Annotated in this window: 11 protein-coding genes; 6 read left to right on the top strand and 5 right to left on the bottom strand. The window is 70.2% G+C overall.

Features of this window, described 5'->3' with window-relative positions:
• Window positions 1-39: 39 nt before the first annotated feature.
• Window positions 40-1,239: a glycosyltransferase family 2 protein gene (locus tag ACZ466_RS02885; protein ID WP_378285645.1), complete on the bottom strand. Its 1,200-nt coding sequence runs from the start codon at window positions 1,237-1,239 to the stop codon at window positions 40-42.
• A gap of 258 nt (window positions 1,240-1,497) precedes the next feature.
• Here ACZ466_RS02885 and recD2 point away from each other — a divergent pair, with 258 nt between their 5' ends.
• Window positions 1,498-3,726, top strand: a complete 2,229-nt coding sequence (gene recD2, locus ACZ466_RS02880; RefSeq protein WP_378285644.1) for an SF1B family DNA helicase RecD2 — start codon at window positions 1,498-1,500, stop codon at window positions 3,724-3,726.
• Between the two features lie 84 nt (window positions 3,727-3,810).
• On the opposite strand, the gene ACZ466_RS02875 is transcribed toward recD2, so the two are convergent.
• Window positions 3,811-5,298 (bottom strand): peptide ABC transporter substrate-binding protein, encoded by a 1,488-nt coding sequence (locus tag ACZ466_RS02875; RefSeq protein ID WP_378285643.1) that lies wholly within the window; start codon window positions 5,296-5,298, stop codon window positions 3,811-3,813.
• A 520-nt stretch (window positions 5,299-5,818) separates the two neighbouring features.
• Here ACZ466_RS02875 and ACZ466_RS02870 point away from each other — a divergent pair.
• Both ACZ466_RS02870 and ACZ466_RS02865 read left to right on the top strand, forming a co-directional pair.
• A complete protein-coding gene (locus ACZ466_RS02870; RefSeq protein ID WP_378285642.1) occupies window positions 5,819-7,012 on the top strand; it encodes an LVIVD repeat-containing protein in 1,194 nt (397 codons plus the stop codon).
• Between the two features lie 125 nt (window positions 7,013-7,137).
• A complete protein-coding gene (locus ACZ466_RS02865; protein WP_464042767.1) occupies window positions 7,138-8,202 on the top strand; it encodes a M14 family zinc carboxypeptidase in 1,065 nt (354 codons plus the stop codon).
• Window positions 8,203-8,367: 165 nt separating this feature from the next.
• Here ACZ466_RS02865 and ACZ466_RS02860 read toward each other — a convergent pair whose 3' ends face one another.
• Window positions 8,368-8,907, bottom strand: coding sequence for a CGNR zinc finger domain-containing protein (locus tag ACZ466_RS02860; protein ID WP_378287441.1), 540 nt, complete (start codon window positions 8,905-8,907; stop codon window positions 8,368-8,370).
• A gap of 66 nt (window positions 8,908-8,973) precedes the next feature.
• On the opposite strand from ACZ466_RS02860, the gene ACZ466_RS02855 reads away from it, so the two are divergent.
• Both ACZ466_RS02855 and ACZ466_RS02850 read left to right on the top strand, forming a co-directional pair.
• The gene (locus ACZ466_RS02855) at window positions 8,974-9,177 is read left to right on the top strand and encodes a hypothetical protein (RefSeq protein WP_378287442.1); all 204 of its coding nucleotides are present in this window, start codon (window positions 8,974-8,976) and stop codon (window positions 9,175-9,177) included.
• 118 nt (window positions 9,178-9,295) lie between these two features.
• Window positions 9,296-10,816: an Nramp family divalent metal transporter gene (locus ACZ466_RS02850; RefSeq protein WP_378287443.1), complete on the top strand. Its 1,521-nt coding sequence runs from the start codon at window positions 9,296-9,298 to the stop codon at window positions 10,814-10,816.
• 13 nt (window positions 10,817-10,829) lie between these two features.
• Here ACZ466_RS02850 and ACZ466_RS02845 read toward each other — a convergent pair whose 3' ends face one another.
• A complete protein-coding gene (locus ACZ466_RS02845; RefSeq protein ID WP_378287444.1) occupies window positions 10,830-12,332 on the bottom strand; it encodes a type I glutamate--ammonia ligase in 1,503 nt (500 codons plus the stop codon).
• Window positions 12,333-12,435: 103 nt separating this feature from the next.
• Here ACZ466_RS02845 and ACZ466_RS02840 point away from each other — a divergent pair, with 103 nt between their 5' ends.
• Complete coding sequence (locus tag ACZ466_RS02840; protein WP_378287445.1) at window positions 12,436-13,614, top strand: amidohydrolase family protein; 1,179 nt, start codon at window positions 12,436-12,438, stop codon at window positions 13,612-13,614.
• A 17-nt stretch (window positions 13,615-13,631) separates the two neighbouring features.
• Here the strand turns inward: ACZ466_RS02840 and ACZ466_RS02835 are convergent, their stop codons facing one another.
• A complete protein-coding gene (locus ACZ466_RS02835) occupies window positions 13,632-14,024 on the bottom strand; it encodes an acyl-CoA thioesterase (RefSeq protein ID WP_378287446.1) in 393 nt (130 codons plus the stop codon).
• Between the last annotated feature and the right edge of the window lie 91 nt (window positions 14,025-14,115).

Raw genomic sequence — 14,115 nt, 5'->3', positions numbered from 1 at the left:
GCTTTTCGGGGCGTACTGGGAGCGGATCGGGTGGCAGCGCTATGAGGGTGGTCGTTCCCGCGGTGCTGGTGGCCGGGGGGCGGGTTCTTGCGGTGATGAGAGGGCTTGGAGGGCTTGGATTCTTTGCGGGGTGGCGTGGCGGGGCGTGTAGGGGCCTGGGGGGAGGGTGTCCGCGCGGCCCTTCTCGTAGACGGTGAGTGATTTGGTGAGGCCCAGTGGGACCAGGAGCAGTTCGGTGATGAGGCCCTTCCAGGCGTAGTAGGTGTTGATCGCTCTTGCCGGATAGACGCAGGGGATGTTGGCCAGGATGCGGAGGAGTGGGATGCGGCGGCGTCTGGCGGCGTAGATGAGCGGGGGCGCCATGAGAAGGAGTTCGGTGCCCCACCACCAGGCGAGAGCCTGCTCGACGGGCATGTGCCAGGTGACGGTGAGCAGGATCGGCGTCACCCACCACAGGGGCGCGAAGAGGATCTCCAGGACGGCCAGCAGGACCCACAGGGCGAGCATGGGCTTGCGGACGACCAGCCGGCCCAGGTGGAGCCGTACGTTCTGGAAGAAGCCGGCCATCCAGCGGCGGAGCTGGCGGCGCAGGTAGGGGAGGGTTTCGGGGTCGGCGGCCCAGGCCACGGCGTCGCCCACGTAGACGGCCCTGTGGCCGGCGATCTGGGCGGACCAGGTGAGGTCCATGTCTTCGACGATGGTGCGTTCGGGAAATCCTCCGTGCTCGAGGAGGAGGTCGCGGCGGAAGGCCGAGCAGCAGCCGGAGCAGACCATCGGGCTGGCCGCGCTTGCCTGGATGGGGCGGTGCCAGTGAAACCCGAACAGGTACTCGATCGAACGGCCGCGTTCCCAGAGCGTGCGGGTGAAACGGGTCTGGACGTTGCCGGCCGCGATCGCGACGGAGGGGTCGCCGAAGGCGGGCTTGAGGCGTTCGATGTAGTCGGGTGCGAGGACTGTGTCGGCGTCGACGGCGAGGACGAGGTCGCCCAGGCAGTGCGGGAGGGCGTGGTTCTGGGCCCTGGCCTTGCTGCCGAGATTGCCGGGCGGCCGCAGCACGGTGGCACCGTACGAGCGGGCGACCTCGCCGGTGCGGTCGGTGGAGCCGTCGTCGACGACGATGATCTGGTCGGCCTGGTCGGTCTGCGCCAGCAGGGACGCCAGCGTGGCGGGCAGGCCCTGCTCTTCGTTGTGCGCCGGGACGATGACGGAGACCTTCATCGCGGCCTCCGGAAGGCGCACGCGGTGATCATGATGACCCACACCGTGCCGTAGACGAGGTTGCTGATGCCGATGCCGGGTATCGTGCCGTTCATTCTCGCTCTCCTTTCTCGATTCCGGTGCCGCCATCGTCGGAGGGGCGGGCGGGGGTCCGCCAGGGGGAGCGGAAATTGTGGATAACTTCGCGGAGTGAGTTATCCACAGGCCGATCGGAATCGGGAACTGTCGCTGCCGATGCGTACAATCCCTCGGCATGAGGGGTAACGGCCGGAAGGGGCGATGCCGGTGACGGCGGCCGGTGACAGGCCGGGACCGGCCGTACTGGAGGCGGTCCTCGAACGGATCACGTACGCGAACGAGGACACCGGCTACACCGTCGCGCGGGTCGCGACCGAGCGGTCCGGGGGCGATCTGCTGACGGTGGTGGGGGCGCTGCTGGGGGCGCAGGTCGGGGAGAGCCTGCGGCTGACCGGGAGATGGCGGTCCCATGCCAAGTACGGGCGGCAGTTCGAGGTGGATTCGTACACGACGGTGCTGCCGGCCACCGTGCAGGGCATCCGGCGCTACCTCGGCTCGGGGATGATCAAGGGCATCGGGCCGGTGATGGCGGACCGGATGGTGGGCCATTTCGGCACCGACATCCTGCGGATCATCGAGGAGGAGCCCGAGCGGCTGGTGGAGGTGCCGGGCCTGGGGCCCAAGCGCACCAAGCGGATCGGGGACGCCTGGGAGGAACAGAAGGCGATCAAGGAGGTGATGGTCTTCCTCCAGGGCGTGGGAGTGTCGACCTCCCTCGCCGTGCGGATCTACAAGCAGTACGGGGACGCGTCGGTGGACACGGTGCGGCGCGAACCGTACCGGCTGGCGGCGGACGTGTGGGGGATCGGGTTCAAGACCGCCGACACCATCGCCCAGGCGGTCGGCATCCCGCACGACAGCCCGGAACGGATCAAGGCGGGGCTGCAGTACACGCTGTCGGAGGCGGCCGACGACGGGCACTGCTTCCTGCCCGAGCCGAACCTGATCACGGCGGCGGAGAAGATCCTCGGTGTGCCGCGTGAGCTGATCGGGCCCGCGCTCGACGGGCTCGCGCAGGAGGAAGGCGTGGTCAGGGAGGCGATACCGGGCACCGGTGAGGACGCGGCCACGGTCCCGGCGGTGTACCTGGTGCCGTTCCATCGTGCCGAGCGTTCGCTGGCGAACGGGTTGCGGGAGTTGCTGCACGCCGGGCACGACCGGCTGAAGGCGTTCGCCGACGTGGACTGGGACAGGGCGCTGGCCTGGCTGCGCAAGAAGACGGGTGCCGATCTGGCGGCCGAGCAGGAGGAGGCGGTACGGCTCGCGCTGACCTCCAAGGTCGCGGTGCTGACCGGCGGCCCAGGCTGCGGCAAGAGCTTCACGGTGCGGTCGATCGTGGAACTGGCGGCCGCGAAGAAGGCGAGCATCGTGCTGGTCGCGCCCACCGGGCGGGCCGCGAAGCGGCTCGCCGAGCTGACGGGGTACGAGGCCGCCACCGTCCACCGGCTGCTGCAGCTGCAGCCCGGCGGGGACGCCAAGTTCGACCAGGACAATCCGCTGGACGCCGATCTGGTGGTGGTCGACGAGAGCTCCATGGTCGACCTGATCCTGGCCAACAAGCTGGTCAAGGCGATCCCGCGCGGTGCCCACCTGCTGCTGGTCGGGGATGTCGACCAGCTGCCCTCGGTCGGTGCGGGAGAGGTCCTGGCCGACCTGCTGGCGGCCGAGGTCGTCCCGCGGGTACGGCTGACCAAGATCTTCCGGCAGGCGCAGCAGTCGGGCATCGTGGTGAACGCCCACCGGGTGAACTCGGGCGATCACCCGCACACGCACGGCTACCCGGACTTCTTCCTGTTCCCGTGCGAGGAGCCGGAGGCCGCCGCGGAGCTCACCGTGGACGTCGTCGCCAACCGCGTACCGCGCAAGTTCGGCCTCGATCCGCGCCGCGACGTGCAGGTCCTCGCGCCGATGCATCGGGGGGCCGCGGGCGCGGGCACGCTCAACGGCCTCCTGCAGGAGGCGCTCACGCCGCACCGGGACGAACGGTCCGAGCGCCGTTACGGCGGCCGGGTCTTCCGCGTGGGAGACAAGGTCACGCAGCTGCGCAACAACTATGACAAGGGGGAGGCGGGCGTTTTCAACGGCACCGTGGGGGTGGTGACGTCGGTGTCCCTGGAGGAGCACATGTTGACCGTCCAGACAGACGAGGACGAGACCATCGACTACTCCTTCGACGAACTGGACGAACTGGCCCACGCGTACGCCATCACCATCCACCGATCACAGGGCAGCGAATACCCGGCCGTCGTCATTCCGCTGACGACAAGCTCATGGATGATGCTGCGGCGCAATCTCCTCTACACGGGAATCACCCGGGCGAAGAAACTCGTCGTGCTGGTCGGCTCACGCCGGGCCCTGGCCGCCGCCGTTCGTACGGCCGGGGCAGGACGCCGCCACACCGCCCTGGCCCACCGCCTCGGCGCCGCCTGAGGCGTGCCCGTTTTGGGGGAGTGCCTGTCTCGGAATTGCTTCAGGCACCGCGCGAGCGTGGCGCCCAAGTGGTGAGGCGAGGCGTTAGTTTTTGGGTTTCAGGGTGGTGAGGTTCAGGCCGGTGAAAGGGTCGGTGGTTATTTTGTGGAGGCGTTCGGACCATACGAAATGGTCGTGGGCGGACCACAGGGGGATGGCCGCCATGTCCCGAAGAAGGGCCGACTCGGCCAGGCGGGCGGGGGTGACGCCAGCGTCCGGAGTGGGGGCGCTTTCCGCTTGGGTGATGAGGTCTGAGACGTCCTCGCCCTCGTAGCCGGTGCCGGCTTCCAGGAGGGGGCGAAGGGCTGCGACGGGGGCGGGGTAGGGCGTGGTGGTGTGGACGACGAAGGGGCCGTCGACCTTTCGTTCGTCCAATGCCGTGCGGAGTTCTGCCGCAGTGACCCGACGGGGTTGGACGTCGATGGTCAGCGTCTTGCGAAGTTGTTCGGCGACGGCCTCCACCCAGGCGGCGTCGGACGCCTCATGCCACAGGTTGAGCGTGCCGTTGAGGCCGCCCGCGTCGGTCAGGGCGGCGGTGGCCGCGCGGGGGTCGTGAATGCAGAGACGGCATTGACCTTCGCGTCGGCCTGGAAGGACTCCCGGTGGCACCAGGGAGTTGGCCGGGGTGGCCTGATGTCCCAAGGGGCCTTCCGTTATCGCGCTGCGGTCGATGGCCATGGAGAGGGTCTGGCGGATGGCAGGGGTGAAGCGGTCCTCCCATGAGGGGAAGGCGAGGTAGGTCATGGCCCGTCCGGGCAGGGTGAGGTGCCGGTCGCGGAACTCGGTGTCCATCGTCTCGTGGCGGTCGGACGGGACGGCCGTGGCGACGTCCAGGCGGTTCAGTTCTACGGCCGAGTACTGGTCGCTCGGTTTCGGGATGGACTTCACCACGATGGTGCGGGCGTTGGGGCGTTCCAGGACGGTCTCGCGCCCGTGGGAGGTGATGCGGTAGGGGCCGTTGCCTATGGGACGACGCCCGTACGCGGCCCAGTCGCGGGAACGGAGCACGCTCTCAGGCATCGGCAGGAAGGCCGGGTCACCCAGTAGGGCGGGGAAGCCGTTGAGGGGGCGGTCCAGGGTGACCTCGAAGGTCCGGTCGTCGGTGACCTTGAGGCCCTTGAGCCCGGCCGTTTCGCTGATCGTGCGTGCGCCGTGCCAGCCCTCGCGTACGACTGCCGTCCAGGCGTCGGTGAAGGAGCGGGCCGTGACGGGCGTGCCGTCGTGGAAGCGGCCGCCGGGCCTGAGGCGCACGGTCCAGACCTTGCGGTCCCCGGAGGTGACCGACTCGGCGGCGGCCGGGACGGGGGAGCCGGTGCGCGGGTCGTAGGACATCAGGCCCGTCCAGACGGCGCCGGCGATCATCCGGCCGGTGGCGTCCCGGACGTCGCCGGGCACGAGCGTCGCGGCCGGCGCGGCGCCGACCGACAGGCGCGGGTCGTCCGGGTCGCGCAGCGCCTTCATGGCGGCCAGGGGCGCCACCAGCATCGCCACCGCCCCGGCGACCAGTGCGGCGGTACGCGCGACGCTGTTCAAAAGCCGCTCCCAAGGCGTTGACGACGACGCCGGTGAGCGTACGGCACGGCCGTCCGGGTCGGGAAGGCCGCGCCGCACCTTCACCGTCGGTGGATTACAGCCTGGCCGTGGACATTTTGTGACTCATCGCCGATTGATCATGAACATCCGACAGTTCAGACTTGGCTCGGGCGATACCCGCCAGGACTTCCCCGCTGAAGGTGGAGGCGCGATGTCGGCGCGCACGCAGGTCGAACGCTTGCAGGAGCCCGCGCGCCTTGGCGCGCCCACACGGAGCAGACGTTCCAGACGCGTTCTTTTCGGAGCGGCCGGCACCGTTGCCGTCGCCATGCTCACGGCCGGAACCGCCTGGGCGTGCCCACCCGAACCCGGTAACCAGCAGACGCGCGTAGGCGGGGTGGCCCAGGCCCAGGGCGAGGGACGTGACCTCGGGGGCCACTCAGGGCACGCACCCCGTGCCGTGGACAAGGCGTCGTCGAAGGCGTCCGACGCGGTCAAGGGCGTTCAGCGTGTCGGAAACGTGCCCGATGCCAAGGAGTCCACGTCGCTGGTCTTCATGGACTACGGCGAGGGGCGCGGCAAGCGCACCATCATGTACGTGAGCGGCCGGTTCGGCCTCAAGGGGTACGACATCAGCGCCGACCCGCGCAGCCCCAAGCTCGTCGGCTCGTTCGACCTGCCCGGGTTCTGGCAGGGCGAGGACACCGAGGCCGACCACAAGCGCAAGATCATCTACCTCTCCCGTGACCCCCGCGCGTTCGGCGGCACCACCGACACCGGTGAGTCAGGGGTGTACGTCATCGACGTGTCCAAGCCGGAGAGCCTGAAGCAACTCGCCTATCAGGTCATCCCGGCGGGGCATACGACGTCGTGCGTCAACGACTGCCGCTACCTGTGGACGGGCGGCCCGGCCAAGGCGAACTGGATGCCCGAGGACTGGGGCGGCCGTCCCGTATGGGTGACGGACGTACGGAACCCGCGCAAGCCCAAGGTCTTCAAGCAACCCATCGACACCGGGCGCAACGACGGCAAGACCGACTACACCCACGACATCCAGGTCGACTCCAGCGGTGTCGCGTGGGCCTCAGGGCGTGGCGGGGTGCGCGGCTACCACACCAGCGGGCGCCACTACGACCCGGTGAAGAAGCGCATCCGTACGGCGACGGCCTGGGACCCGGTGCCGTACGCGGGCGGAGGCATCGACGAGGCCACGACGAACTCCTCGTTCATGCACAACAGCTACCGGGCCGTGGGACGTACACGCGACCAGGGCCCCGACCCGCGCCAGTGGGGCGACGGCCAGACGCTCATCGTCACGGAGGAGACCTTCAACGACGGGTGCGTGAACGACGGTCTCCTGGTCATCGCCTCGCTCAAGGGCTCCTACGGCGGGCAGGGCTGGCGTTCCACCCCGGAGAAGCCGTTCCGCCTGCGCACGCTCGGAACATGGAGCGTCGCGGGACAGGAGGGCAGCCTCCCGAACGCGGAGGAGTGCTCGGCCCACTACTTCGACATCAGGGACGGCGTGGTCGTGCAGTCGTTCTACCAGCAGGGCACGCGCTTCATCGACGTCCGCGATCCCACCGACCCCCGCCAGATCGCCTACTTCCGGCCGGGCGACGCGATGGCCTGGGCGTCGTACTACCACGGCGGCTACGTCTACGTCGCGGACCACAACCGTGGGATCGACGTGCTGAAGCCCACCTTCCGGTAGCAGTTGTCGCGGTCGCCGAACGGCGCGTCCCACGGTCGGACGGCGTCCGCAGAAGAGAACCAGTCGGGCCACGCGGGGGGGGTGCCCGTCCGTCGCACTCGTCAGGAGGCTCCCTCGTGCCACCCGTGTCCGCGCGTACGACCCGTACCCTCACCGCCGGGCTCTTCGCCGCCGCCCTCGCCGCAGGCGCGCTCGCGGCCCCCGCCACCGCGGCGACCGCGCCGGCGGCGGCGCCCGCCGCCGCCGAAGCGACCGGGAAGGGCGGCGGCGCGCGCCTGCACAGCAACGCCGAGCTCGCACGCGAGCTCAAGCGCATCGAACGCGCCGGCCACGGCCGGGTGCGCGTCCGCAGCATCGGCACGTCCAACCAGGGGCGCCCGCTCTGGTTCGCCACGCTCGGCACCGGACCCCAGCGCCTGCTGTACGTGACGCAGCAGCACGGCGACGAGCCCCTCGGGACCGAGTCCGCCCTGATGGCCCTGCGCACCCTCGGGCTGAAGAACGACCGCGCCTCCCGCGAGCTCCGGTCGAAGATCACGCTGGGCGTGCTCGTCCGCGCCAACCCGGACGGCCACCACCACCAGTGGCGCTACAACTACGATCCCGACGCGCAACCCGAGTACGGCGAACCGGGCAAGGGCTACGACATGAACCGCTACCACGATCCTGCGGTGCGCCCCGAGGACAACCCGGTGCCCGAAGCCGCGGCCATCCAGCGCCAGTACGCCGCGTTCCGCCCCTCGATCGTGGTCGACTACCACATGCAGGGCCGGTACGCCTTCCCGCCGCCGGACGGCCGGGAGATCACCACGTCCATCCAGTGGCCGACCGCCGAGGGCGTTCCGGCCGGCGCGCTCACGACGTCCAAGCAGGTCGGGGTGCGGGTGCACGACGCGTTCACGCGGGCGGGCGCGGTGGTCTCCCAGTACCCGGGCGGCTCGTACCAGGGGATCGCCCGGAACGCCTACGGCCTGCGCGGGAGCGCCTCGCTGCTGGTGGAACTGAGCGACCTGCCGCCCGACCGGCAGAACTTCCAGATCCGCACCGCCTACGTCTCGATGGTCGATCTCGCGCGGGCGGCCGCGAACGGCGCACTGGACGGCATCGACCCGTCCCGTGCCGACGCGATCCCACCCCGAGGCCCCGAACTGCCCGACGCCTCCGCCACCCGCCACGCCGGCACCGACTGACGACCCGCCTGGTCGTGGGCATGGACGGCCACCCCCGCCCATGCCCACGACCTCATAGGGCACAGACATGACGGCCGCTCGGCCGCGCGTCCACGACGTGTGCCCGACCACCGCGCCGCCGCCTGACCGAGGCCCCGTCTCCGGGTGTCGGGGGGTGTTCGGGGGTCAGGTTTCTCGTTGGCGGGCTCGGAAGGCGGCTACGTTGGTGCGGTTGGCGCATGACTCCGAGCAGAAGCGGCGTCGTCCTGCGCGGGAGGTGTCGGCGTAGACGCGGTCGCAGCCCTCGGCCGCGCACACTCCCGTACGGCTCAGCCCGTGCTTGCACACCAGCTCCGACAGGTTCATGAGCGTGGTGGCCCTGAAACGGTGCGGCAGGTCCGCCGACGGCGGCGCGTAGTGCATGTGCAGGCCCACCGGGTCGTCGTGGTCCGCCAGGTGCGGATGCATCGGGATCTGCAGCAGCAGCCGGTTGAGCAGGTCGACGGCCGTGGTGAGCTCGGTGGCCTCGAAGAACCGCCGCAGCGTGCGGCCCCACTCCCGGAACGACTCGGCGTGCCGGGGCTCGAACTGGTGCCAGAAGAAGCCGTGCTCGCGCAGCAGGTCGCGCAGCGCCTCCTCCGAGTCGTCGCCGTCCGCGCTCGTGGCGGCGTTCACCAGAGCGACCGAGGCGGCCACGCCGTGACTCTTGTACCCGGTGATCTGCATTGCCTCGGCTCCCGCTGTCTGTCATGCTGTAAACGACATTTTAGTTATAACCCTTACATACGGCCAGTGAAGACGGGATGCACGGTGGACGAGTGCCCGCGCTGCGGTTGGCCCCAGTCCGATGTCTACGAGGTGCTGTCGAGGCATCTGACCTCCGAGGGCGTGGTGACCTACACCCGCTGCGCGTGCGGGGCGGTCCAGATGCGTTTCCAGTCGTTCGACCCCGGGACGGTCGTCTGCGGGGCTGAACGGCGCGACGGGGGGCGCTGAGCCCCGCGCGGGCGAATCTCGGAGAATCGGCGTCCCCGGGCCCTTGCCGCGCACGACTCCCTGACGGATCATGCAGGCAGCCGAGGAAGTCGGGGGCCTGCTCACCGGGAGGCGTCCCATGGCCGATCCCACCTCCGACCCCGCTCCCCAGGAATCCGCCGCGACCCACCGCATCGGCGTCAGCCGTCCTGACCTGCCCATCACCGACCTCCCCTCGCCGGAGGAGGTGTTCGGCGTCCGCCGGATCGGGCCGCGGGAGCTGTTCAAGTACGCGCTCGGCCCGAGCATGATCGCGCTCGGGATCTCCATCGGCAGCGGCGAGTGGCTGCTCGGGCCGCAGGCGGTCGGCCAGTTCGGCTTCGAGGGCGTCGGCTGGATCATCGTGGTGTCGGCGCTCCTGCAGACGCTCTACAACATCGAGTGCTCGCGGTACGTGCTGGCGACCGGCGAGGCGCCCGTGGTCGGCTGGGGCCGGGTGCCGCCGGGCTGGATCCTGTGGGTGCCGCTGTCGGTGTTCATCGTCATCTTCTCGTTCATCGTCGGCGGCTGGGCGGCGTCGGCGGGACAGGGGCTGTACGCGCTCGTCCATGGCGAGATCGCGCCCGACGGCGCCGAGGAGCCGCGGCTCTGGGCGATCGCGCTGCTGGCGGTGGTGTTCCTCATCGCCGCGGGGGCGCGCCGGATCTCCCGGGCGCTGGAGCTCGCCAACTGGATCATGATCGGGGCGATCCTCATCGGGCTGGTCCTGATCTGCCTGTTCGTCGTGCCGTTCGGGCTGTGGTGGGAGGGCATCAGGGGCTTCGTGACGCCCGCCGCGCCGCCCGAGGGCATCACCGCCACCCAGCTCGGCGGGCTGGTCGGGTTCACGGCGCTGGCCTCCGGGCTCAACTGGTACGTGATGGGCCACTACCGGGACAAGGGCTACGGGATGGGCCACCGCACCGGGTTCATCTCCGGCATGCGGGGCGAGCGCGTGCGGCTGCTCGCCAGTGGCGTCACCTTCCGGGACGACCCCAGGAACAGGGCGATGTGGCGGCGCTGGTACCGGCTGCTGCTCACCGACATGTGGGGGATCTTCTTCGCCGGAGCGATGCTGGGCATGCTGCTGCCGACGATCCTGATGGCCCGCGCGGTCGAGCTGTCGGGGACCAGGCCGACGCAGGAGAACGTGCCGACGTTCGTGGCCGCCGCCCTGGACGCCGAGTACGGCCGCTGGCTGTTCTACATCGCGCTGGTGCTGGGCGTGCTGATCCTGTTCACCACCCAGCTCGGCATCTTCGAGGCGATGGTGCGGGTGACCACCGACGCCGCGCACGCCACCAGCCCGCGGCTGCGCGGGCTGCTGGAGGGGGACCCGCGCCGGTTCTACTACCCGTTCATGCTCGTGCTGCTGGTGGTCATCGGGGTGATCCTGCACTTCGCGCTGCCGATCAGCCTGGTGCAGTGGTCGGCGAACATGTCCAACCTGGGCGCGCTGATCTACCCGTTCATGCTGATGTACCTGAACTCCAGGCTGCCGCGCCCGGCCCGCCCGCGGCTGTGGCATCACGTGATCCTGCTGCTGAACTTCCTGTTCTTCGGCTTCTTCTTCGTCAACTTCGTCGCCGACTTCATCGGCGATCCGCTCATCACCTTCTGAGTCCGCCGCGGTGTCAGTGGCGCCAGCGGGTGGCGGTGGCGATCTCCTCGGGGGACGCGCCGTCGAACAGCCCGATCTCGCCGCGCCGCACCGTCCCGACGGTGTCGACGAGCTCGTCGCCGAACGCCTGCCGCAGCACCGGGTCGTTCTCGAAGGCTTCGAGGGACTCCTCGAGCGAGGACGGCAGCGGCGTGATCCCGCGCGCGTCGCGTTCGGCCTCGCTCAGAGAGACCGGGTCGTCGTCGACGGGCTCGGGCAGGGCGGCCTCGCTCTGGATCCCGGCACGTCCGGCGGCCAGCAGTGCGGCCAGGGCCAGGTAGGGGTTGGCCGCGCCGTCGAAGCACTTGACCTCCAGGTTGGCGGCCGTGGCGCGGACCCCGGCGGGGCCGGTGACGAACCGCAGCGCGGCCTCACGGTTCTCCAGGCCCCAGCAGGCGAACGCGCCCGCCCAGTGGGACGGGATGAGGCGGAGGTAGCTCGCCACGGACGGCGACCCGACGGCCAGGAGGGCGGGGAGCCGTTCCAGGATCCCGGCGCTGAACGCCTCGGCCGCCTCGGTCATGCCGTACGGGCCCTCTCCACCCGACATCGCGTTGACGGGTCCCTCCGCGGGGTCGTTCCGCCAGAGGCTCATGTGGACGTGCCCGCCGTTGCCCACCCCGTCGGCGAGGACCTTGGGGGAGAACGAGGCGACCATGTCGTGGTGGAAGGACACCGACCGGATCGTCTCCCGTACCAGGACGAGGGTGTCGGCCGCGCCGATCGGGTCCTCCGGGACCACCGACAGCTCCAGCTGGCCCGCCGCGTACTCGGGATGGATCTGCGCAACGGTGACCTTGCTCGCCTCAAGCGCGCGCAGCAGATCGCGGAGGTAGTCGGAAAGCTCGGCGATCCGCGTCATTCCGTAGGCGGGGCCGTTGCACGCGGGGGTGAAGTCCTCCCCGTCCCCCTCCGACAGAGCCCATTCCACCTCGAACGCGGTACGCACCGACCAGCCCTCGGCGGCCAGCCGTGCGACCTCCTGGCGCAGCACTCTCCTGGCGTCGAGGAGGTGTTCCGTGCCCTCCTCCTGGGTGAAGCGCTCGGCGGGCGCCCACGCCCATCCGGGCATCCCGGCCATCGGTACGAGGCGTTCGAGGACGGGGTGGAGGCGCAGGTCCCCGACGGGTCCGCCCGCGTACCGGCCCCTGACGATGGAGTCGTCCAGCAGGAACGTGTCGAACACCGGCGACATGCCGACGCCCCACGTCGCGGCCTCCTCCAGGCGCCGCACCGGAACGGCCTTGGTTCTGGTGATCCCGCTGGTGTCCACCCAGGTGAGGGCGACCGCCGCAATGTTCTTGACGGAGAGTTCGGCGGCGATCGTGGCGGCCCGCTCGCCGCGCCGCGACCGCTCGCGGTCGTCCAGGCGCAGGCCCCAGCCCGCTTCCGGAGGCCCGCCCGCATGCGACGGCCCGTCCGCCTCCGAACGCCCGGCCGGGGGCGCGCCATGGGCGGCTTGGTCGTTTTCTTCCACGATGACGCTCCCAACCGGGGATTACGGTGACGGCCTGGCGGTAAACGGCATCGTAGGAACACCGAGGTCCCGGTGCACGTAAGGGGAGCCCATGGTCGGGAACATGTTTCCGGAACTCGAGCCGCTGCGCCTGGTCGACCACCACTGCCACGGGGTGCTGCCCAGGGATCTCGGCCCCGAGGATTTCGAACGCTTCCTGACCGAGGCCGCCGAGCCGCCGCCGCGCGGAGGCAGCCTCTTCGACTCCCAGATCGGGTTCGCGCTGCGGCGCTGGTGCGCGCCCATCCTGGACCTGGAACCCCATGCCCCTCCCGGCGAGTACCTGGCGCGTCGCGCGTCGCTCGGTGCCGCCGAGGTGAACCGCCGCTTCCTGAGCGCCTCCGGCCTGGAGGAGTTGTGCGTCGACACCGGCTACACGCCCGAGCCGCTGCTGGAACCCGCTGAACTGGCGCTGCTGGCGGGGGCCAGGGCGCATGAGGTCGTACGCCTGGAGGACCTGGCGGAAAGGACGATCGCGGACGGGGTCAGCGCGTACGCCTTCGCCGAGGACGTGCGCGGCCGTATCGCGGAGCGCGCCGGGCACGCGGTGGGGGCCAAGTCCATAGCCGCCTACCGCGTAGGGCTGGAACTCTCGGGCGAACGACCGTCGGGGGCCGACGTCAAGGCGGCGGCGGAGCGCCTCTACCGGCAGGCCGAGCGCGCGCTGGCGGGAGGCAGCGGTCGGCCACGCCTCGCCGACGAGACGCTGCACCGCTTCCTGGTCTGGTGCGCGGCCGACAGCGGGCTCCCCATCCAGTTCCATGTCGGGTACGGCGACTCGGACGTCGACCTGCACCGGGTGGATCCGGTGCGGATGACCCCGCTGCTGCGGGCACTGGAGCCGACCGGCGTACCCGTCCTGCTGCTGCACAACTACCCGTACCAGCGCCACGCCGGGTATCTCGCCCAGGTCTTCCAGAACGTCTTCGTGGACGTCAGCCTGGCCACGCACAACCTCGGCCATCGCGCGCCCGCCATCCTGGCCGAGCTCCTGGAACTCGCGCCGTTCGGGAAGGTGCTGTACGCCTCCGACGCGTTCGGCCTGGCCGAGCACTACTACCTGGGCGCACTGCTGTTCAGGCGCGGACTGGGACGAATCCTGGGCGAGGGCGTTGAGGAGGGGGCGTGGACGCGTTCGGACGCTGCGCGCGTCGCACGCCTCATCACCTCGGAGAACGCCCGGCGCGTCTACGAATTCGACGACAAGCCCGACGACGGCACAGGCACGACCGGGCCGCCGTAAGGGGCGGCGAACGCGAGTCAGCTCAGCGCGGCCCGGACCTTCTCCGGCACGGGCACAGGCGTGGGCGTCTCATGCTCACCCGGCTTGATGCTGATGAAGACGAACTCGGCCACGCCGATCGGCCGATCCTTCACCGACAGGCGCACCCGCACGTCGAACGACGACCGCCCCCACCGCGTGACCTCGGGCCTCAACTCCACCACGTCGCGGTACCTGGCGGAGGACTCCCACTCGATGCCGGCCTTCTTGACCATGTAGTCGAAGTCCCGCAGCAGGTAGTCGCCCTCCAGGACCGTGCCCAGCCACGCGTCCATGGTGTCGTCGAGGTAGTTGAAGTAGTTGGGGTTGAACACCACGCCCTGCATGTCGCAGTCGCCGTAGCGGACCCGGATCTGGTGCGTGAAGCCCATGCGCCCCGCCTGTTCGTCGTTTCGCCGGTCGTCGGCCGGCCGTTGGAACAGGTCAGACTCTAGTAAGTCCGACCATGGCCCGCGATCGCGG

This window comes from Actinomadura rugatobispora (assembly GCF_055379765.1).
Note: the sequence above shows the minus strand (reverse complement) of the source record. Positions and strands in the feature narration are given on the sequence as shown.